The sequence below is a fragment of the Algibacter sp. TI.3.09 genome (assembly GCF_038154905.1).
Classification (GTDB): Bacteria; Bacteroidota; Bacteroidia; order Flavobacteriales; family Flavobacteriaceae; genus Algibacter.
The window spans coordinates 76,606-98,454 of record NZ_JBAKAN010000001.1; the positions used below are offsets into that span (position 1 = coordinate 76,606).

Consider the following 21,849-nt stretch of genomic DNA (forward strand, 5'->3'; position numbering starts at 1 on the left):
AATGTTTAGGCTTATTTCTGTTGAATTTTTCGTATTATTATCTAGGTAATTTTGATAATTCAATAAAAAATTAAAACCATCTACGCCTAAATAAGCCAAGAAGAGCTTGTGGGTCTAAAGTGAATTTAAACCGGATTTTTTGGTCGTAATTTTCCTGACCAATTTCCCATCCTAAGTTAGAATAGAGTGGAAGATAAATTTCAAAATAATCGGTAACTAAATTAATTCGAATACCAGAATCGTAAACCAAATGAGGATCGCGATGCTTATTTTTAACCAAACCAATATCACCATAAAGTAAAACGTAGTTCCAAAGCGTTGTACTAGCGTTAAAGGTAGACATCCATTGGTTTGCAAAAGGTGTATCTAATTTAGATTTAAAACCACCTTCGGCTTCTATATATTGCTGACTAAAGATACCCGAGGCTTCCGATCTACCTAAATAGGAATAATCGAATAGGTAATCCGATGGACGATCTAGAGCAAAACTAAAATAGTTTGAGCTCGTTGGTAGACTATTTTTTATAAAAGCACCCGTATAAAAACGGATGTTTAATTGCCTGTTACTTTCAAATAACCTTCTGTATTCGTAATTAAAGGCTAGTTTACTAAAATTTTTGGCGACTTGAAAATCAGAATACCAACTGCTATATTTTATAAGGTTATTATTCGAGTTGGTGTAGCGCGCATTAAAAACCGAATAATTAGGTTCCGTATCAGTTAAAACATTAGTTGGGTCTTGGTCCTGATCTCGATTAATATCTAAATATCTAAAACTTAAAGATTCTCGTTTATTAGATCTAAAGTCAGAATCGTCTCTAAAACTAAAAGAAATTGATGGCTGAATTTTACTCACAAATAAGTCTTCTGCATAAGATTTGTAGCTTCCGGAGACACCATAATTTATAGAATACAAATTCCTGTTTTCAAAATAATGTGTTTTAAAAACAGCCGCACCACCCGTAAATGTTTTAGATTTAACAGCGTATTGCGGTTCTATTCTGTAGTTAAAAAGTTTTCTTAATACCGTTTTATTGTAAGCTCTCACACCAAGTGTAAGACCGTCATAAATATTATTAAATTCAACAATAGGCATAAAAAACACCTGGTTATAATGCGGGTCTTCAATATCTTGAAAAACTCTAAGTTGCAACGGTTTATTGTTGAAAAAGAAACCTTTTAGCGATTTCCAGTTGTCTCTTAAGTTGTTTTCCGGAATGCTATTTTCATAGTTTAAAGCTAATTTGTTGGCGCCATTTCTAGGCAAGGTAAAAGTTTTACTTCCCGAAATGTTTTCTAACCAAGTTTTAGAAATTATGCTATCGTTATTTAAAGTATAAAGAGAAACAGGCATGCTGTTGTTTCTTTTATTTTTAACGGTAAGCGTAATAGAATCTTCGGTTTTTGTAACGTTTTGTATTTTAAAATCTATCTTTGTTCGAGTCGCTATGTATTCAGAAAAAAACCAATCGATATCTTTATTTGTGTTAGATTTTATAAGTTTTTCAAAAGCTTTCGTACTTGTTGGTTTTAACTTATTTGTCTTCAAAAAAGATTCTATAGTATTTTCAACTACATCACCATTTACAAATTCATCTAAATACTTAAGGCCAACGCCTGCTTTGTATTTATTGGCAATGTTTTTGTTAAACTTCAACAGAGAATCTTTGGCCATTGTTAAAGGTTGATCTCTATTAGTTCGCGCCATTAACATGTACGCTAAAGTGTATTTGTCGTTAAATTTCATGTCGGCGGCATGAAAAGGGCGTACGGCCCAGTAATCACTAATACTACCTAAAAACTTCATCTTAGGGTAATACTCATCCACGTAATTAATGGTGTAGTAAATTTGAATACCATCTAGCAACCATTGTTCTTTTCTCGGGTTAAGTAGCAAGGTGTTTTCTAAATAATTATGTAAAGCAATCTTTAATATTTTAAGTTCGTACTCAAAATTATCAGGATAGGGTTTTATAAAATTAGGTAAAAAATTAAGCCCATAAACAGGGTCTTTATCGTAATCTATTTGTGTCAATAAAAGCTTTTCGTGCGGATATTTATCAAAGGTTTTTAATAAAAACTTAGATATTTTCTCGTTAATTAAAACCTTATCAATAATCTCTAAACCGCCATCGTCAATATTAGAAACTATAGCGAAATTATCACCTTTAATCGTATTAAAATTAGAGTGTTTACTTAAAAACAACTTAGTGTTAACTCTGTCTTTTCCCTCTAGTTTTATGCTTTGTGAGTTTGCTAATTCTTTTCTTTCAATAACATCTAATTCCGAAGTAATATTATAACCCTTTGGATATTCAAGATTTAAGCTCACATCGGCTAACGGAATATATAAATCATCTAAATCTTTATTGCTGTAATACTGCCATTCGCCATCGTAAATAGCAGGAGTAAAATACCAATAACGTAAATTTAAATCGCCTGTATCTGTTATGCCATACCGTGTAAATTTACTGTTTGGCACCTGCACGCGGTATTCTAATTTAATGGTGTAACTCTCGTTTGGGTTAACAGGTTTTACTAAATTAACCTGTAAAATATCCATTTGATTTTTTACAGGCGAATACGTTAAAACGGCATCGTTTTGCTTGGCTAAAGTCACTACCGAAAAGCCACGATCTTCATTTTTAGCTAAATGAAAATCATTTTTATACTCATCTGCAATTCGAGTTGCTAAAGCTGTTTTTTTAGTAGAATAACTGTTGTTCCAATCGCTTAAATAAATTGTGCTAAGCGTGTCTTTGGAAGTGTTTTGGTAAGTAATTGTTTGTACAATTTCAATCGATTTGTTTTCAATATCGAACTTGGCTTTTAAGTCAATTTTATTCTGACTAAAACCAGCAAGACCAATAGAAGAAAACACGAAAAAAAATAAAAATTGTAACTTCAAATTATTTTAACATTAATAAGGTTTGTAGTGCTTAAGGCTCTGCAATATAATAAAATAAGGTGGCTTAAAAATATTACTTTTAAGTTTAAGCAAAATTGTTTAGAATTAGAGAGAAACTCTATGTTTTTGGGCGTTACCCGAAAAGGGTCGGGCTTTCGGCAGTCGCTTTTTTGTGTTGCATAGGTGCAACCACACAAAAAGAGATTCAACAATGCCTCAATCCCTAACGCAGGGCTAGCTTCTAAAACTAGTAATAGTAACTAGTCTAGAAGCTTTACCTGTGTATGTATTAAAAGTTAGGTGTTAATCTAGATTCTTTGTAGAAAGCGTCTAATATATCTATAACTTCATCTTCAGTATCAACTAAATGAATTAAGTCTAAATCTTTCGCGCTAATATTCTCAAAACTATCTAAAAGTGTCGTTTTAATCCAGTCAATCAAGCCTTTCCAGAAATCTGTACCTACTAGTATTATTGGGAATTTACCTATTTTATGTGTTTGTATCAATGTAATGGCTTCAAATAATTCATCTAAAGTTCCAAAACCACCTGGCATAACAACAAAACCTTGAGAGTATTTTACAAACATTACTTTTCTAACAAAAAAGTAATCGAAATCTAAACTTTTATCGTTGTCAATATAAGGGTTGTCATGTTGTTCAAAGGGCAATTCAATATTTAGTCCAACCGAAGTTCCACCGCCTAAATGTGCACCTTTGTTACCCGCTTCCATTATTCCTGGTCCACCACCAGTGATAACACCGTAGCCATGTTCAACAATTTTACCAGCTACTTTTTCTGCTAATTTATAGTATTTGTGATCTGGCTTAGTACGTGCCGATCCAAAAATAGAAACACAAGGTCCTATTTTACTCATTTTTTCAAAACCATTAACAAACTCGCCCATTATTTTAAAAATGGCCCAAGAATCGTTTGTTTTATTTTCATTCCAACCTTTTGGGTGTTGTTCTTTTTTCATATGTATTATTCTGTTTTAAAAGTTTTTTTTAATTTGTTTACTTTCCGTTTTCAAGCTCTAGCTTTAGAAAACGAGCGGTGTGGCTTTTTTTGTGTTTAGCAACTACCTCGGGAGTACCTTCTACAATAACCTTGCCACCGCCTTTACCACCTTCGTAGCCAATATCAATAACATGATCGACCGTTTTTATAACATCTAAATTATGCTCTATAATTAAAACGGTATTGCCTTTATCTGCTAATTTGTTCAAAACAATCATTAGCACCCTAATATCTTCAAAATGGAGACCTGTAGTAGGTTCATCTAGAATATAAAAGGTATTGCCGGTATCTCTTTTGGAAAGCTCTGTAGCTAGTTTTATACGCTGTGCTTCACCACCCGAAAGGGTTGTGCTTTGCTGGCCTAAAGTAATATATCCTAAGCCAACATCTTGTATAGTTTTTACTTTTCTGTATATTTTAGGAATGTGTTCAAAGAAATCAACGGCTTCATCAATCGTCATATTCAATACATCACTAATCGATTTTCCTTTGTAACGAATTTCTAACGTTTCTCTATTAAAACGTTTTCCTTGGCAGGTTTCACACTCTACATAAACATCGGGAAGGAAATTCATTTCAATAACGCGTAAACCACCACCTTGGCAGGTTTCACAACGTCCGCCTTTTACATTAAAGCTAAAACGACCTGCTTTGTAACCACGAATCATGGCCTCAGGGATTTTTGCAAATAGGGCTCTAATTTCACTAAACGTTCCTGTATAAGTGACAGGATTACTTCGTGGCGTTCTACCAATAGGCGACTGGTTAATATCAATAACTTTATCAATATGTTCCAAACCTTTTATGCTTTTATAAGGCATCGGTTTTTTAACGCCATTAAAATAATAGGCATTTAAAATAGGGTAGAGGGTTTCGTTTATTAAAGTAGATTTTCCACTACCAGAAACACCCGTAACACCAATCATTTTTCCTAACGGAAATTTAACCGATACATTTTTTAAATTATTACCCGTACAGCCTTTAAGCTCTAAGAATTTACCATTACCTTCTCTTCGTTTTTTAGGGATTTCAATTTCTTGCTTTCCGTTTAAGTAATCGGCTGTTAAAGTATCGTGAGTTTTTAATTCTTCTGGAGTACCAATGCTAATTATATTACCACCATGTTTTCCTGCTTTTGGACCAATATCTATAACGTAATCGGCGCGCTCAATCATGTCTTTGTCATGTTCAACCACAATTACGGAGTTTCCGATATCTCTTAAAGAAACTAAAGAGTTTATTAGTTTTTCGTTATCACGTTGGTGTAAACCAATACTTGGTTCATCTAAAATATAGAGTACACCAACCAATTGCGATCCAATTTGAGTTGCTAAACGAATACGCTGTGCTTCTCCTCCAGAAAGTGATTTTGAACTTCGGTTAAGCGATAAGTAATTTAAGCCTACATCTAGTAGAAACTGTAATCTAGACTTAATTTCTTTTATTACTTCTTCAGCAATTTTTAGTTGTTTTTCAGAAAGGTGCTCGTTTAAGTTTTTAAACCATTCGGATAATTCTACAATATCACTATTGGCTAATTCGGCTATGTTTTTTTCGTTTATTTTAAAGTAAAGCGATTCTTTTTTTAATCGAGTGCCTTCGCAAACCGGACATGTAATTTTGTCCATGTAATCTTTAGCCCAACGTTTTAAAGAAGTCGATTCGGCTGTTTTGTATTGATTGTCAATAAAATTAGCAACACCTTCAAAATCAATTTTATAATCGCGAGTTACCCCTAAAGTTTTACTTTCAACCGAAAATTTATCGTTACCACCATACATAATGATTTGTTTGGCTTCCTTGGGTATATCTTTATAGGCATCGGTTAATTTAAAATTGAACCGTTGTGCAATAGTTTCAAACTGCTTAAAAATCCAAGAATTTTTTTCTGGACCATGCGGTGCTAAGGCTCCATTTTTAATAGATAAACTATCGTCGGGAACAATTTTACTTTCGTTTACTTGGTATAGTTCGCCAATGCCGCTACAATTATCGCAAGCACCTTTTGGTGAGTTAAACGAGAAGTTGTTTGGTTCTGGATTTGGATAAGAAATTCCCGAAGTTGGGCACATTAAACTTCTACTAAAGTAACGTGCTTCTTGGGTGTCTTGATCTATTACTAAAAGCACATCTTCCCCATGATACATGGCGGTGTTAATGGTTTCGGTAAGGCGTTTATCGTTATCTTCGGTATCGTCAATTTTTAATCTATCGATTACAATTTCAATATCGTGATTTTTATAACGGTCGAGCTTCATACCTTTTACAAGGTCTTTTATTTCGCCATCTGTACGTACTTTTACAAAACCTTGTTTTGCAATTTGCTCAAAAAGTTCGCGGTAATGCCCCTTTCTAGAACGCACTACAGGCGCTAGAACATTAATACGTTTTCCTTTAAAATCTTTTAGAATAAGTGCTTTAATTTGATCGTCGCTATAGCTTACCATTTTATCGCCCGTGTTATAGCTGTACGCATCACTGGCACGTGCAAAAAGCAAACGCATAAAATCGTAAATTTCTGTAATAGTACCAACCGTAGATCGTGGCGATTTACTTGTGGTTTTTTGCTCTATAGCAATTACAGGGGAGAGGCCGTCTATTTTATCAACATCCGGACGTTCTAATCCACCTAAAAATTGTCGGGCATAAGCCGAAAATGTTTCTATATATCGGCGTTGCCCTTCGGCATAAATGGTATCAAAAGCTAAAGACGATTTTCCACTCCCCGATAAACCTGTAATAACCACAAGCTTTTCTCGGGGAATAGAAACGTCTATATTTTTTAAGTTGTGAACTCGCGCTCCTTTTACTTCAATAAAATCATCAAATTGGCTCATAAATTGGCAAAAGTGCAAAGTTACGATTTTTGATGTTAAAATCTTGTGAAGATTAATTGTCTATTTTGTTAAAAGGAATTGTTCTTTGAATACTGTAAATTTATCTACATGCGTTGGTAAACGTCGCATTATATTACAGACAGTTCGCCCGAATTAATAGATGCATCGTAATTTGCTTTTACGGTCTTTAAATATCCAAAAAACTTGCTGCCATCTTTCTTTTCTAAAATTACATATTTTGTGCCTTTGTTACACGTTTTTATATCGCTAACAACAACTTCGCTGCCTTGAACACTTTTGTAATTGGCAATTTTGCCCTTTTTCACTAAAAAGTTTAATTTAGGGAATTTAACATGGTTGTATTTTTGCCCTGTTGGCGAATTCACAATTAACTGATCTCCAATTTCTGGTGTGTCTTGTGCACTTAAAGCCATGGTGAAAACAGATAAACAAGCGGTAAATAATAATTTTCTCATAATTTATAAGGTGTATTTAGTTATTGGTTTCAATAAAAATATACCTTAAAAACATTCATGTCAAGGGCTTTAAGATTAATTAACAAATACTTCAAAACCGTTGTAAAATGAGTAATCCCTATAAAAAACAGGGTAGTTTGTGGTTCTGTTATTGTCTAAAATAGTGGCGGTATATTATTTTGGATAGATGTGTGGGTAAAGTATTCAGTTTGTCAATTTGTACCCTCTAAAATTATGGGTTGAGTCAAATTATTTTTCTGATTGACTTTAACAAGAAATTAAGAACATTTTGAGTGTTTGATGAGTAAAAATTTCATCTAAAATTATTTAGTTTTAGTATTATTGTGTTTAAAATATAAAAACAACTTCATATGAAATTATTAGGTATAGGGTCTCGAATTAATCATGCTACTCATGGAAAAGGTGTGGTTACCAATGTAACATCTCAGCATTATTGGGTAACGTTTATAGAAACCGGATTAGAAACTATTGATTTAGACAGTGATTTTGAAATTATTGAAGCTGCCGATGGCGATGTAGATGCTGTAAGTTTTTCTGAAGTTGAAAGTAGCTTGGTTAAAATATTAAAGCAATGGAGTGATGTGAGTGAGATTGTGCCTATTGCTGATAAGTATAAAGGCGGAAAACTTATTTTAGAACCGGCCGATGCTAGTATGAAACCATATGAGTTACCAATTGATAAGTTTTTTAATAAAATAATAATGGTTCGCGATCGCTTGCGTGTTATGGAGCAACGCATTAACGCTAGTGATTTGGATGAACAAGGTAAATTAGATTTACAACAATATATTACTAGAATTTATGGTAGCTTAACTAGTTTTAATATTTTATTTAAATCGAAAGCTCATAATTTTGTTGGCCAACGTAGCAAATAAAATAGGTTTAACTAATTAAGGTAAGCTCACCAGAATCGTCAATTTTATATTCAAAATAAAACCACTTTTTTAATTTAGATTTTTCTTCAATTTTAAAAGCGGTTATCAGGCGTTCGCCATCTGTTTTAAGATAGATAGCGCCGTAAACGTCTACATTGGTTTTTGCTAAATGGTTAATGCCTTCTTCGATTAAAGCGTTGAGCTTATCCGACGGGTTTTTTACCATTTTGGCAATGTTTTTCTTCAAGGTAGAGATTACGTTTTTATCTTCATGCTCTCGTGTAGAGCGCTGTAATTCTGTGGAAAGTAAAACGGGAGAATCGCCTCTGCCGTATTTACCTAAGCGTCCTAATAAATCTGGTCTTGGATGTACGTGACCTTCTTGATCTCCAGAAGAAATTACAAAACAAGCCGGATTTACAGCCGACATAAATTCGTTAGTAACATCGGCTGCGCCGTGATGACAAACCTTCATTACTTCAGCATTAAACCAATGTTTTGCTTCTTCTATCATGGTTTTTGATGCTTCGGTACCGTATCTAGGAAACGATTTTCGTTTGGTATAATGTTTTAGAAGAAATTTTTCGGCAGGCTTATTTAAATCTCCACCAAATAATACTTTAAATTTTCCGTAATGCAGCCTTAAAATTATAGAATGGCCGTTTTTTGTTTTTCCGTAATCGCTTATTTTTTCTAAACGAATATTGTCATTTTCATCTTTATCTGTAACAGGTCCGAGGACTTCTATGCTATAATTTTTTCCGTCGGAAGGCGCAAAGTCTGGCATATAAATTCTATCATTTTCATGAGTGCTTTGGCTAGAATCTGTAGAAAGCATTTTGAAATCCTTAATTTTAGGATTGTTTAAAGCGGCATGCATAACCTTTGGAAATACATATCTACCAAAGTTTGAATCATCACTAAAATGTGTTTCAATGTCAGTTTTGTTTATTGCTAAATTTTCAATGTACTTTTTTTTGGTCGTAGCATCTTCTTTATAACCGCCAACTTTATCAAAGGTTCCTTTTACAGCACGCTCCACCAAACCATTTTGGTAAATGGTGTTAAAGCCAATGGTGCTATTCTCAAATATAGATTTAAACCCGTAGTAATGGTCCATATCGGGATGGGTAATTATGGCTGCTTCAAATTGAAATCCACGGTGAGCAAACCTACCTTCTAGAAAGGTTTTCATGTTTTCGCCTTCCCCTGCATCGATAACCATAATGCGTTCCTCTTCGTTACGCTCAGGAGTAATTAGTACAGCACCATCACCTTGGCCTACGTCTACAAAAACAATTTCTAATGGTCTGGTATCAGTAGTGTCTGTTTCTTTTATAAAAAGTGTTTTGGCTTTTGGTGTGTTTGGCGACCAGTTTATGGCTAGCCAACCTGGTCCAATGTCCCTAAAATCATGGTTGTCTTTAATAGAAAGCCAGTCGCCCCATAAAACTTGACGTTCTTTTTTTAGATTACCTGTTTTTACGTTAAGCTCGTATAAATATATTTTTTTGTGATCCTCCGATAAGCCAACAAATTTATGCGCCATTATAAATCGATTTAATTAATTTGTGGGTTAATAATTATCGAAGTTACTTGATGTATTAAAACGTGAACTTCCAGTTTTGGGTGGAATAAAATTACATAATTTTAATTAAAAGTTCTTGTATTAATCTTAAAATTAATAGTTTATTAATCTAGGTGAAGCTGTTTTAGTTTGAAGTTTTAAGGTGATCAATTTCTAAGCCTAAAACCATAAGTTTATGGAAGTTTGGTAATAAAGCTCCTGTTTCGGTAGTTTTCCAATCGCTCCAAGTGGCTTCTAAACCATCGATAGGGAGTATGGATGTCCACATTTTAAATGATACAGGTTTATAATTATCATCTAAAATCCATAAATAAGAATCTCCAGGCGTAGAACCTCCCGACTTATAAGTAATTAAAAGTGCAGGTTTGTTGTTTGCTTGTTTTACGAGGCGACGTTCGGTACCTGCATCGAAAACTTTATACGGAGCAACAAGCCAAAAGGAATCGTTATTAAAATAATTAAGTGCCTTTTCTTTAAGTTCTTCGGCAATTTCGTTTTCTGTAACAAAACCATGAACATAAGCTTTGCTTAAACTGTGGTTGTTTAAGTCTAGAGCAACTCTGTAGTCTTTCCAAAAAACATCACAGGTGTTTTCGCTTTTTTGCCATTGGTAATGGTGTCTGTTTTTAAACGTCCATTCAATATAATCTGTGTTTTTATAAGCTTCGAAATCTAGGGCTTTAAGCATGTTCTCTGCCAAAGCATCTGCTTGTTCACCTTGAACTCCTGTTGGTAAATCTTCATTATATTTAAAATAGACAAAACCAAATAGTAAAATGCTTGGCAATGTGAGGAATACAATAATCCCTAAAACGATTTTTGTTACTTTCTTTATTTTCAAACTGAGAGAATTTATTATCTTAATAATGCAAAGCTAAAAGTTTTAGGTGTATTAATCACTTAAAATCCGATGGCGGTATCATCTCCACGATAATCTGTGCCTCCTTCTAAAGTTTTATCATTTAAAACAAGAATTTCATCTGCTTTTTCTATGACAGGATAATTTTTTTCGTTAATTAAATACCCTAATTTATCAAGGTTTTTAATTATATTTTTATCACAAGAATTCGGTTCCATGTTAATTTCATCTAGTAGCGATTGGTGATGAAAACGGTGTACGTTTACCGCTTCTTATATAGTCATGTTGTCAGCTTGTTCTCGTTGGATTTCTGTTGTAAAGCTTTATTATATTTCAGAAATAAATCAAAAAACGCATGAACTTTTGCTCATGCGTTTATATTAATTTTTGAATATCTTGTTTGAATTATCTTTTAAGCGTGAAGTGTGCCTTCATAATTTTTCTCTCGTTTGTTTTTGGTTCCCTATATTCTACAGTAAACCAATAATCGTTTGTAGGCATTAAATTACCATTATAAGTGCCATCCCATCCTTTACCTTTAGGGTTTAGTTGTTTTAATAATCTTCCGTAACGATCGAAAATATAAATTATAGCATCTGGTTGAGTATCTATAGAATAAATGTTCCAGGTATCGTTATAGCCATCACTATTTGGTGTGAAGTATAGAGGGTAATCTATAACCAATATCTCAATACTGTTTTCACCACATCCATCGATATTATTAGTTGTTACTACATTGTAACCAGGTTTAATATTTGTGAAAGTGTAGCTTGAAGTTCCGTCACTATTAATTGTACCTAATTGTGGGGAGCCATCGTTTAAACTAAATGTATGGTTTGTTGTTATTGTACTAATGCTAGGAGCAGTAGCAGTTACTGTTACATCATGCATGTTTGCAAATGCAGGTGTTAACTCGTAGCTTAATTCTGGAGGTGCGCTTGCCTCAACTATAATTGTATAGTTGTTTGAGCACATAAAAGGGCTAACCATATCGGTTAAAATAAGATTGTATTCACCACTTTGATTTGGTGTTAGTGATGGTTCCGTTTCGTTTGGTATAATTATACCGTTGTAATACCAAGAAAAGCTATATTCCGGTTTATTTAAAGGAATATTTATAACGGTAGAATCGTCAATAGCAATTCCATTGGTGTCAACACATATTAAGTATGATTCTTCTAATTGAATATATGGTAAACTTTCTACCATTAAGCCAAGTTCGGTAATGGCATAACATGTGCTTCCTGGTGAATTATTATCTACTCGCGCATATATAGTCTGAGGATTAATTGTGTTTTCGTAAAGATTAGGTAGAGTATTTGATTTTTGTTCTGCATCTTCAAAAGTCGGATAATAACTAACAGAATATATAGTATTATCTAACCCGTTTAGTACATTGTTGTCTTGGATGCTTAAATCGAAAACAGTGGTATTGTTTGCTGTATTATTATCTGTTTCAGGGGTGTCATCGCAAACATTATAAGTTTCTAAATTTTGATTTGCCAGAATAGTATCGTTTAAGACTGTTATAGTTTGTATTTGATCTATAGCCGAATTCCCATTAGTATCTTCTAAACTCCATGTTCTAGTAATAATTTTAGAGCCAGGACATTCGCCGTCAACAATAGTGTCTATAAAAGTGGCTTGAATTCCAGTGGAACAATTATCTATTTCATCTAATACATCGCCAGTAATATTAATACTAATATCATAGTTAGAGTTAATGTCTGAAAAAATTTCAATATCATCTGGAGCAGTAAATGACGGACTTTCGTTATCTTCTACAGTAACAATTTGTTCGCAAGTACTGGTGTTTCCAACTCCATCTGTCGCTATCCAAGTTATTGTAGTGTCTCCAGTAGGAAAAATTGTGGGAGCGTTATTTGTTAAACTAGCAACAGTACAGTTATCTACAGCTGTTATGTTTCCTAAATTTACATTGCTAGCAGTGCATAATCCAGTATCTGTATCTATTGTTATGTCAATAGCGCAATTAATAGTTGGACTTTCGTTATCTTCTATATTTATTATTTGTATGGTACTAGTAGCGTTGTCGCAACGATCTTTAATGGTATAAGTTCTTGTTATTACAATTGGGTTGGTACCGGTAACTGTGTCATCGCTTGTTACAATTAAATCGTTATCATTGCTACACGAATCTGTAATAGTTAAACCCATGAGTTCTAACTCAGGTAAGGTAGTTACTGCTATGTCGGCATCGCTAGCAGAGCATTTTGCTATTGTTGTTTCTGCTATTGTACCGGTTAAACTAGGAGCCACCGTATCGTTTACTAAGTAATTTTCAGTAGAAACTGTTTCATAGAATAAAGTGTCTCCAGTATTATAAATGTTATCATTATTGATATCTAAGTACTCTATTACAGTATAGGTTCGGGTTACGGTTTGATTACAATTACCAGTATCTAGACTATTTACTGCTGTGATTTCTATTAGGCCACAATTATTATTGTTAATTAAGCCATCGGCATTTCCTAAAGTTTCAAATTCTGTTTGACTTAAAATAGTGCTCGATGGTATGTCAGCATAACATTGAACTTGCGTTGGGGTTGTAGAAAAAGTTGGAGAAACCGATTCAGAAATGGATTTTGTAGTTACGCTTAATAATGCTGTATCAAAATTATCAGTATTTGTTGTTTCTGTAATTTTGTATTCTAATGTGTAAGTTTGTCCAGGTAAACTGGTATTATTCACATCTATATTTCCCATGGCGTCTATGGAAATTACGTTTTTCGGATCTGCAGTTTCTGTAGTTACTAAAAAATCGGTTTGTACTAATGGGAGTTGATCGTAGGTGTCATTATCTAAAACGTTTACAAGGTTGTTGTAAATTGTTGATGGGCAGATATCTAAAACAGAATTTTCAATCGCGGTTAAATCGCTTTCTAATATGTTTATAGTTACTGTAGTGCTATCTATACCATTGCAACCAGTATCTACAACATAATCAAAAACGTAGGTTCCGGCCTCTAATCCAGTAGCATCCCATAAATTATCATTTAAAGTGCCTGAAGGTGTTGCAGTAGTTTCTGTCCAGATTCCAAAATTATCATAAGGACCATTAATGTAGTCGAATAAATTTTCTAGAGTAGTATCTATAAATGCGATATCTACAGTTTGTCCATTACCAGCAATAGGCGGTGCACTAGTGACTGTATAACTTAAGGTTTGGTTAGCACAAGAATTTGGATTAGCACTATAGCTTAAAATTGCATTGTATGTACCAGTATCTGTAGCAGAGTACGGTGTGAAATTTAAAGTGTTTCCTGTAGCAGAAAAACTAGGGTCTCCATCTTTGGTCCATGTAACATCAATAATTGATAAAGCATTAGTAGTAATAAAACCATTTTCTCCAACACACAAGTTGTAGGGCTGTATAACAGATAATTGAGATTTATTAGCATTAATAACAAAATTACTTATAGCGCCACAATCATCACTTATTTGTACCTCGTAAAGACCAGGTGTTAAGCCTGTAAAGACAGGGTCTTTACCGTTATTAATAGTAGGGTTAAGTGCAACACCGTCTCTACTTATTAACTCATAATTTAAATTGACACCTAATGCATCAATTAATAAATCGTTAGTGCCATTTCCGCAATCGATTACCGAAAAATCAACAAGCGTAATGTTATTATCACCAATTGTAAATTCTTGAAGCGTGTTATAGCAACGTTCTTGCTCACTAGTTCTTGAAAAAGAATAATAAATTCTAAATAATCCAGATCCGGTAACATTATTAACAAAACCACTCTCAGTTATGAATTGCCCATAGTTATTTTGATAATTAGTGAATATAATAGACGTGGTACCATCTTGATAAAAATGAGTATTATCAACATAATTAGTTAACTCGGCAGTAGCATTATTAATATTTGCCCAAACGCCATCTGTAGTGTTAAATTTTTGAAGAACAAAGATTGGATTGGTTATATTATATGTTGCAGTTAAATCGATATTGAAGCTACCACAAAAGGATGTAATCGTGGCGTCCACATCTTTAAAAAGAACTCCATTGATAGTTTTGGAGCCGGTTAAAGAATAGCCGCATGTTGTTTCTACATCAAAAGTATAATCACCAGCAGGTAAATCATAAAGGTATATGAAATCTCCATAAAAATTATTAACAGTAGATGCTGCTATGTCTATTATTGAAGGGCCTGTATAGTTTGCAGGTGCAGAGGTGATAGTTACGTTTTTAAAGCCAGCTGCGGAAGTTGGATCAAAAGTTCCTTGCTTTTTTATGTTTATTTCTAAATTACCTGTTGCATCACAGCCCTCTCGGGTTTTAATACTTAATTCTCTTGGTGAGTTATCGGTTATAATATTTATATTTTTATTGACTTCGCGACCACAGTTGTCTTTAAATACAAAGGTGTAATTTCCATCTGGAAGGCTTAAGTTGTAGTATCCAAAATACAAAGTGTTAGAATTGGGAATTGGATCAGAAATATTAGATCCAACAGGAAAAATAGGGTTGTATAAATTAGGGTCATTATTTATATCAAACGCTGCTGGTGCTGTTAAAACTTCAAGGGTCATTGGAAATGCGAAGTTTTTAAAATTAGAAAACCTTAGACGCTGTCCTCCGCATTCTTGAGTTGTTCCCGTAGCAATATCTAGTGTTGGTGGACCAGAAAAATCTACAGTATTTAAATAAACAACGTTACCACATATATCTGTTACTTGTGTTGTTACTGAGTATGACGTATCTTGTGTTGGAAGATTATAATATGATCCATTTTGACTGTTGGAAGTCCAGGTGTCAGTCATTACTGAGTTACTTCCATCGGCATCATCATCATAAGTTATTGTTACATTAAAAGGAAAGAAATTTTCATCAAGAAGACCTGTAGTACTTCCTGTGCTTAATTCTTGAATTATATAAATTAAAAGTTCTGTTTGTGAGCAATCTGAGCTATCAATATTATTATTAAATGTTCTTGGAAGTGTATAAACAGGAGCTAGATCTATTAAATTAATTCCTTGAACTACTATGTTCCCACAAACATCTTCAACTTCTATGGTGTAGTCTCCAAAGGCTAAATTTGTAAACGTACTTTCAGTACCAGCGTCTATTTGAGCCTGAGTAATGGTTTCAATTAACACACCAGCTTGTTTAACTCTATATTCCAAAACATTACCAGAGTTTAATAATACATTGATAGTTCCTAAACAAGCACTTTCTTGGATGGCGTCAAAAGTAATAGGTACAATGTTATTTGCGACTGTAATTACTTGTTCTATTATTGTATCAGTAGCTCCAATGGTTTCAATTGCTCTTATAATATAGGTGCCACTATTTATAGTTGTTATATTGGTTGTAAAGTCAGCAGAACTAATTGGCCCTTCAAATACTGTTTCACTATTTATTGGTGTTGTTAAATCTGAGGTGTCATAAACTAAAAACTCAAAAGTAGCGCCTATTTCAGAAGCATTGATTTCTATTTGGATGTTTCCGTCTCCCGCGCACTCTTCTCCTTTAGCAGTAAGATTCATGGTGTAACCAGAAATTTCAGAGTTATTTAGTGAATGTATATTATCTGTGTTTAACGCGAACACATTAGATATATCGCCATTGAATATTGTTAAAAACACTAAAAAAAGCAGTAGTAGGTATTTGTTTTTCATTATATGTTATTTTTAATAAGGTTATATTACTACAAAGGCACAAGACTAATTATGGGGCGTTTAATAAAGTGCTTTTATAGAGGATTTACTTGTTAAAAAAGTTAGTATTCTAATGGTGTCTTTCATTAAAATCCAACCGCGGTATCATCTCCACGATAATCTGCGCCTCCTTCCAACGTTTTATCATCTAAAACAAGAATTCCATCTACTTTTCCTATTACAGGAGAATCTTTTTCATTAATTGAATACCCTAATTTTTCAAGGTTTGCAATTATAGTTTTATCGAAAGAATTAGGTTCCATGTTAATTTCATCTGGCAGCCATTGGTGGTGAAAACGTGGCGCGTTTACTGCTTCTTGCATGGTCATATTGAATTCATGAACATTTAGAATAGTTTGTAAAACCGATGTGATTATGGTGGCGCCTCCTGGTGTGCCAACAGACATAAATAACTCACCGTTTTTCTCAACAATTGTTGGTGTCATAGAACTTAACATACGTTTTTGGGGTACAATGCTATTTGCTTCGGCTCCAATAAGTCCGAACATATTAGGTTCTCCTGGTTTGCTGCTAAAATCGTCCATTTCGTTATTTAAGAAAAAGCCAAGCTCCGAGCAATACAATTTAGAACCGTAAGCGCCATTTAGCGTTGTTGTTGCAGAAATAGCATTTCCAAATTGATCTACAATAGAGTAGTGCGTGGTTTCATCACTTTCAATGATAGCAATATTTCCATGAGAAACATCTTTGGAAGACGTTGCTTTTTCAAATGAAAAATTGTCCATTCTACCGCCTAAATAAGCTTCATTTATTAAAGTCTCAATAGGGATTTCTACAAAATCAGGATCACCTAAATAAAAACTTCTATCGGCATAAGCGCGACGTTCAGCTTCAGTAATTACTTGAATGGTTTTTTCAGAATTATGACCAAATTCATCGATATGAAAAGGTTCAATCATTTTCATTATTTGTGCCAAACAAACGCCTCCACTAGATGGTGGCGACATCGAAATAATTTTTAAATCATCATAAGAAAAACTAATAGGTGTACGCCATTGGGCTTCATAGCTGGCTAAATCTTCTTCTGTGATGATTCCTCCGTTCTCTTGAATGAAATTTGCTAGTGTTTTAGCCGTTTCACCTTTATAAAACCCATCTTTTCCATGTTCTAAAATACGTTCTAGCGTTTCAGCTAAATTTGGGTATTTAATGGTGTCGTTTGCTTTCCAGGCCTTATCAAAAAGAATAGAGTCTTTATTAGCTTTCTTAAAAAATGGTTGGTAGTGTTCAATACGTTTTTCTTGTTTTTCGGTAACTAAAACTCCTTTTTTAGCTAAAGCGATTACGGGGTTCAAAATATCTTCAATAGGTAAAGAACCAAGTTTTTTGTGCACTTCAAATACTCCTGCAACCGTTCCGGGTACACCAACAGCCATAGCTCCAATTGTACTTTTTTCTGGAATTACGTTACCGTCTTCATCTAAATACATGTTTTTAGTAGCAGCCATTGGTGCTTTTTCGCGGTAATCTATAGCGCCAGTTTCTCCGTTTACTGTTCGGTAAACCATAAACCCGCCACCGCCTAAATTACCAGCGTATGGATATGCAACAGCCAAGGCAAGTTCTGTGGCAGCCATAGCATCAAATGCATTTCCTCCTTTTTTAAGAATATCATTTCCTATTTTAGAGGCTTCAACACGTGCGGAAACAACCATGGCGTTTTGAGTTATTAACCCAGTTTGTCGTATAGTTTCAGGTGCTTTAACTTCTTTTTTACATGAAACAAAAAATGAGAGTAAAAGTGAGGTGTATAGAATATGTTTCATAAAATGGTTTCGTTAAGTTCTTTTAATTTTTCGCTTGAGAAAGCGATAAGTTCATCAAAAAATGAAGAAAATTCACTTTCAAATTCTTTATAGAAAAGCTCCAGTTCGTGTACGGCTTTGTCCATTCCCGATCTGTTTTTTGTACGTCGGTTCATGCCGTCTAAAACTTTAGATATACCTTCAATGGATGCGTAGCTTAGTAGCCAGTTATCACTAATCATGTAAGGCATCATTTTTTGAATGCGTGAAGGAAGCGCACTGTAATTATCTTCTAGAGAATCGTAAAAAGTATCGACATATTTTGCCAAAGGGACACTAGAATAAGCGCTCCAGTTTTTAGCCAAAAAATGATCGTAAAGTATATCGACAATCACTCCAGAATAATGGCCGTAATTTTCATGAAGCCTTTTAGTACTTAGTCTAACTGTTTTATGAGCATCTGTGTAAGTATCTATATTTCGGTGTAATAAAATACCAATTTGAATGTCTCTTTGGTAATTTTTATAATTTTTTCCTTTAATACCATCGGCAATAAAATTTCCGACTGTTACTAAATCATTATCCCCTGAAAGATAAATATGTGCTAAATAGTTCATGGGGGAAATTTACGAATTCCGAATTTGAAATACTATATTTGTCCTTTAAAATTAAACAAAACTATGACACTAATAAAATCAATTTCGGGAATTCGCGGGACTATTGGCGGGCAAGTAGGTGATAATTTAACACCTATTGACGCTGTTAAATTTGCATCGGCATATGGCGTTTGGCTTAAAGAAAACCGTAAAAAAGAAAACTATAAAGTGGTTGTTGGTCGTGATGCTCGTATTTCGGGTAAAATGATGCAAAACTTAGTTATGAATACACTAATTGGTTTAGGTATTGATGTAGTCGATTTAGGGCTTTCTACAACACCAACCGTTGAAGTTGCTGTAACTTTAGAGCATGCCGATGGTGGTATTATTCTAACAGCAAGCCATAATCCAAAACAATGGAATGCCTTAAAATTACTTAATGAAAAAGGTGAGTTTTTAGATGCTATTGAAGGTGAGAAAATATTGAATATTGCTGAAAGCGATACCATGAATTTTGCTGAAGTAGACGATTTAGGGAAAATCACAAAAAATAAAGCTTACATAGATTTACATATTATTGAAGTGCTAGATTTAGATTTAGTAAACGTAAATGATATTGAAGCAGCTAAATTTAAAGTAGTTGTAGATGGTGTTAATTCTACTGGAGGTATTGCTATTCCTTTGCTTTTAGAGCGTTTAGGAGTTGAGGTTGTAAAACTTTATTGTGAGCCAAATGGTGAATTTCCACATAATCCAGAACCATTAAAAGAGCATTTAACAGATTTATCTGAAGAAGTTAAAAAACATAATGCCGATTTCGGAATTGTTGTAGATCCAGATGTAGATCGTTTAGCCTTTATGGACGAAAACGGTAATATGTTTGGCGAAGAGTATACATTAGTAGCTTGTGCAGATTATGTGTTAAGTAAAACTCCAGGAAACACGGTAAGCAATATGAGTTCTACTCGTGCCTTACGTGATGTTACTGAAAAGTATGGAGGAACTTACGAAGCTAGTGCAGTAGGCGAGGTGAACGTGGTTAACTTAATGAAGAAAAATAAAGTAGTTATTGGTGGTGAAGGTAACGGAGGTATTATCTATCCAGATTCTCACTACGGTCGTGATGCACTTGTTGGTGTCGCGTTATTTTTAAGTTTATTAGCAGAAAGACAAATGTCTGTTAGTGCACTTAGAGCAACGTATCCTGATTATTTTATGAGTAAGAAGAAAATTCAATTAACACCTGGTTTAGATGTTGATGGTATTTTAAAGGAAATTGAAACACGTTACCAAAATGAGCAATTAACAACTATTGATGGTGTGAAAATCGACTTTGCAGAAAGTTGGGCCCATTTACGTAAAAGTAATACTGAGCCAATAATTAGAATTTATACAGAGGCAAAATCGCAAAATGAGGCCGATACTTTAGCTGATAAGTTTATTGAAGAAATAGGGGCTATTGCAAAACTATAGGCTTTGAGTTAAACTGTTTCTATTTATAAAAAAAAACGAGTTAGATATCTAACTCGTTTTTTTGTTACTATAATTTGAAATAATTCATTTTTATCTACAAAAATGAATCAGGAACTTTATCCATATGCTTCCAACGTTTATGAGTCCATAAATAATATTCTGGTGCTTTGTAAATTTGTTCTTCAACACGTTTTAAAGCTTGATCTGTAATTTGATAATTTTCAATACCGCTAGTGTCTTTAATAATATCCATAAACGTGGCTTCATAATAACCTCGTTTTGTTTTTTTTACTTTTAAAAATACGGTAGCCATACCTAAACGTTTGGCAAGAACTTCTGCGCCAACATGCACAGGTACTTTTACACCCATAAAATTTTGCCAATGTAAAGCTTTGTGTGCTTTTGGCGATTGGTCAAAAACAAAACCATTAAGAGTTAGCTCTTTATTTACTTTAGCTCTTAAAAGGGTTGGTACAGTTTCTTTTGTGGTAATTAAATGGCTATTATATTTTGCTCGGATGCGTTTTACTAGGGCATCAAAATATTTATTGCTAAGTTGTTTATAAACAGCATATCCTTTATGATTTACATGAGCTTGTAGAATAAAAATCCATTCCCAGCTAGCGTAATGCCCCATTAAGAGTACAATGCTTTTGTTTTCTTTTTCGAGTTTATGTACTTCTTCCACATTAGTGAAAATATAGCGCCTTTTTATTTCAGCTTCAGAGATGGTTATCGACTTAACTGCCTCTAAAATCATATCGCATAAATGATGGTAGAATTTCTTTTGAATTAAAGCAATTTCTTTTGCAGATTTTTCAGGGAATGCGAGCTTTAAATTACTAGTTACAACTTTTTTTCTGTAGCCAATAATGTAATAAATTAGAACATAAACAGCATCGGAAACCATGTAAAGCAATTTAAATGGCAAAATAGAAATTAACCATAAAAACGGATAAAGAATAATATAAGCTATTAATTGCATGAAATAATTTTAGATTTGCAAATATATGTTAATCAATTTTAAACATTAAAGTGAGTATGGGAAAATTAGATTTAATAACTATAGTTATTATTGCTGCCAATGTAATTATCTCCTATAAAGGATTTAATGATTATGCTTTTTTTGAAAAATACAAATTCAATGTTGGAGGTATACAGCGTGGCGAGAAAATTCGATTTTTTAGTGCCGGATTTTTGCATGTAGATATGCAACATTTGCTTTTTAATATGGTAACTCTATATTTTTTTGCTGGACGCGTTATTTATGAAATAGGTGTTATAGGTTTTCTAATGTTATATATTGTGAGTTTGTTAATAGGGAATTTATTATCTCTATACTTTCATAAGAATGAATACCATTATAGTGCTGTTGGTGCCAGTGGAGCTGTTATGGGTGTAATTTATTCGGCTATTTTATTCGATCCTTGGGGTAAGATTAACTTTTTTATTCCCGGTTTTGTCTTCGGTATAGGTTATTTGTTATACTCTATTTACGGAATGAAAAAGAGAATCGGTAACATTGGTCACGATGCCCATTTTGGTGGTGCTATTGGTGGGTATTTAATAACCTTGTTGTTGTCGCCTTGGTTATTTGAAACTAATTTAATTATGATTGTTTTGCTCGCGCTTCCTATTGCGCTTTTATTCGCTTTAAAGAAGTTAGGGAAGATATAAATAGGTTTACAAAGTACAAAAGCCAATTCAGTAATTGAATTGGCTTTTGTATTTTGTAAAATAGG

The 21,849-nt window shown here is 33.6% G+C and carries 14 protein-coding genes; 3 read left to right on the forward strand and 11 right to left on the reverse strand.

Annotated features, from left to right (window positions below; genetic code table 11):
• Nucleotides 1–70: 70 nt before the first annotated feature.
• From V6246_RS00280 to V6246_RS00295, 4 genes are all read right to left on the reverse strand, one after another.
• Nucleotides 71–2,908, reverse strand: a complete 2,838-nt coding sequence (locus V6246_RS00280) for a metalloprotease (protein WP_341558445.1) — start codon at nt 2,906–2,908, stop codon at nt 71–73.
• Between the two features lie 289 nt (nt 2,909–3,197).
• Nucleotides 3,198–3,887: an LOG family protein gene (locus tag V6246_RS00285; RefSeq protein WP_042499644.1), complete on the reverse strand. Its 690-nt coding sequence runs from the start codon at nt 3,885–3,887 to the stop codon at nt 3,198–3,200.
• 37 nt (nt 3,888–3,924) lie between these two features.
• Nucleotides 3,925–6,765, reverse strand: a complete 2,841-nt coding sequence (gene uvrA / locus V6246_RS00290) for an excinuclease ABC subunit UvrA (RefSeq protein ID WP_341558450.1) — start codon at nt 6,763–6,765, stop codon at nt 3,925–3,927.
• Between the two features lie 128 nt (nt 6,766–6,893).
• Nucleotides 6,894–7,241, reverse strand: a complete 348-nt coding sequence (locus V6246_RS00295; protein ID WP_341558452.1) for a hypothetical protein — start codon at nt 7,239–7,241, stop codon at nt 6,894–6,896.
• Between the two features lie 371 nt (nt 7,242–7,612).
• Here V6246_RS00295 and V6246_RS00300 point away from each other — a divergent pair, with 371 nt between their 5' ends.
• On the forward strand, nt 7,613–8,137 hold the full coding sequence (locus V6246_RS00300) for a hypothetical protein (protein ID WP_341558454.1): 525 nt from the start codon (nt 7,613–7,615) through the stop codon (nt 8,135–8,137).
• Between the two features lie 7 nt (nt 8,138–8,144).
• On the opposite strand, the gene V6246_RS00305 is transcribed toward V6246_RS00300, so the two are convergent.
• The 6 genes from V6246_RS00305 to V6246_RS00330 all read right to left on the reverse strand — a co-directional run bounded on the left by V6246_RS00305 (nt 8,145) and on the right by V6246_RS00330 (nt 18,655).
• A complete protein-coding gene (locus tag V6246_RS00305; RefSeq protein WP_341558456.1) occupies nt 8,145–9,686 on the reverse strand; it encodes a ComEC/Rec2 family competence protein in 1,542 nt (513 codons plus the stop codon).
• 163 nt (nt 9,687–9,849) lie between these two features.
• Nucleotides 9,850–10,566 (reverse strand): hypothetical protein, encoded by a 717-nt coding sequence (locus V6246_RS00310; RefSeq protein ID WP_341558458.1) that lies wholly within the window; start codon nt 10,564–10,566, stop codon nt 9,850–9,852.
• Between the two features lie 59 nt (nt 10,567–10,625).
• Nucleotides 10,626–10,802 carry a hypothetical protein gene (locus V6246_RS00315; protein ID WP_341558460.1) on the reverse strand — a complete coding sequence of 59 codons (177 nt, stop codon included), beginning with the start codon at nt 10,800–10,802 and terminating at the stop codon, nt 10,626–10,628.
• A gap of 187 nt (nt 10,803–10,989) precedes the next feature.
• Entirely contained in the window at nt 10,990–16,233 is a 5,244-nt protein-coding gene (locus V6246_RS00320) for a T9SS type B sorting domain-containing protein (RefSeq protein ID WP_341558462.1), read from the reverse strand.
• Between the two features lie 125 nt (nt 16,234–16,358).
• Nucleotides 16,359–18,059, reverse strand: a complete 1,701-nt coding sequence (gene ggt / locus V6246_RS00325) for a gamma-glutamyltransferase (RefSeq protein WP_341558464.1) — start codon at nt 18,057–18,059, stop codon at nt 16,359–16,361.
• Nucleotides 18,056–18,655 (reverse strand): acyl carrier protein phosphodiesterase, encoded by a 600-nt coding sequence (locus tag V6246_RS00330; protein WP_341558465.1) that lies wholly within the window; start codon nt 18,653–18,655, stop codon nt 18,056–18,058. Before V6246_RS00330 ends, ggt begins: the two co-directional genes overlap by 4 nt.
• Before the next feature lie 63 nt (nt 18,656–18,718).
• Between V6246_RS00330 and glmM the strand changes: the two genes are divergently transcribed.
• Nucleotides 18,719–20,107, forward strand: coding sequence for a phosphoglucosamine mutase (glmM, locus tag V6246_RS00335; protein ID WP_341558466.1), 1,389 nt, complete (start codon nt 18,719–18,721; stop codon nt 20,105–20,107).
• A gap of 94 nt (nt 20,108–20,201) precedes the next feature.
• Here the strand turns inward: glmM and V6246_RS00340 are convergent, their stop codons facing one another.
• The gene (locus tag V6246_RS00340; protein WP_341558467.1) at nt 20,202–21,092 is read right to left on the reverse strand and encodes a lysophospholipid acyltransferase family protein; all 891 of its coding nucleotides are present in this window, start codon (nt 21,090–21,092) and stop codon (nt 20,202–20,204) included.
• A gap of 56 nt (nt 21,093–21,148) precedes the next feature.
• Between V6246_RS00340 and V6246_RS00345 the strand changes: the two genes are divergently transcribed.
• A complete protein-coding gene (locus tag V6246_RS00345) occupies nt 21,149–21,784 on the forward strand; it encodes a rhomboid family intramembrane serine protease (RefSeq protein WP_341558468.1) in 636 nt (211 codons plus the stop codon).
• Nucleotides 21,785–21,849 lie beyond the last annotated feature (65 nt).

What these genes read in the sequence shown, in the direction of transcription:
- uvrA (WP_341558450.1), bottom strand. Translation starts at nt 6,765, where the DNA reads ATGAGCCAATTTGATGATTTTATTGAAGTAAAAGGAGCGCGAGTTCAC.
- glmM (WP_341558466.1), top strand. Translation starts at nt 18,719, where the DNA reads ATGACACTAATAAAATCAATTTCGGGAATTCGCGGGACTATTGGCGGG.
- V6246_RS00295 (WP_341558452.1), bottom strand. Translation starts at nt 7,241, where the DNA reads ATGAGAAAATTATTATTTACCGCTTGTTTATCTGTTTTCACCATGGCT.
- V6246_RS00320 (WP_341558462.1), bottom strand. Translation starts at nt 16,233, where the DNA reads ATGAAAAACAAATACCTACTACTGCTTTTTTTAGTGTTTTTAACAATA.
- V6246_RS00330 (WP_341558465.1), bottom strand. Translation starts at nt 18,655, where the DNA reads ATGAACTATTTAGCACATATTTATCTTTCAGGGGATAATGATTTAGTA.
- V6246_RS00315 (WP_341558460.1), bottom strand. Translation starts at nt 10,802, where the DNA reads ATGGAACCGAATTCTTGTGATAAAAATATAATTAAAAACCTTGATAAA.
- V6246_RS00285 (WP_042499644.1), bottom strand. Translation starts at nt 3,887, where the DNA reads ATGAAAAAAGAACAACACCCAAAAGGTTGGAATGAAAATAAAACAAAC.
- ggt (WP_341558464.1), bottom strand. Translation starts at nt 18,059, where the DNA reads ATGAAACATATTCTATACACCTCACTTTTACTCTCATTTTTTGTTTCA.
- V6246_RS00300 (WP_341558454.1), top strand. Translation starts at nt 7,613, where the DNA reads ATGAAATTATTAGGTATAGGGTCTCGAATTAATCATGCTACTCATGGA.
- V6246_RS00345 (WP_341558468.1), top strand. Translation starts at nt 21,149, where the DNA reads ATGGGAAAATTAGATTTAATAACTATAGTTATTATTGCTGCCAATGTA.
- V6246_RS00305 (WP_341558456.1), bottom strand. Translation starts at nt 9,686, where the DNA reads ATGGCGCATAAATTTGTTGGCTTATCGGAGGATCACAAAAAAATATAT.
- V6246_RS00340 (WP_341558467.1), bottom strand. Translation starts at nt 21,092, where the DNA reads ATGCAATTAATAGCTTATATTATTCTTTATCCGTTTTTATGGTTAATT.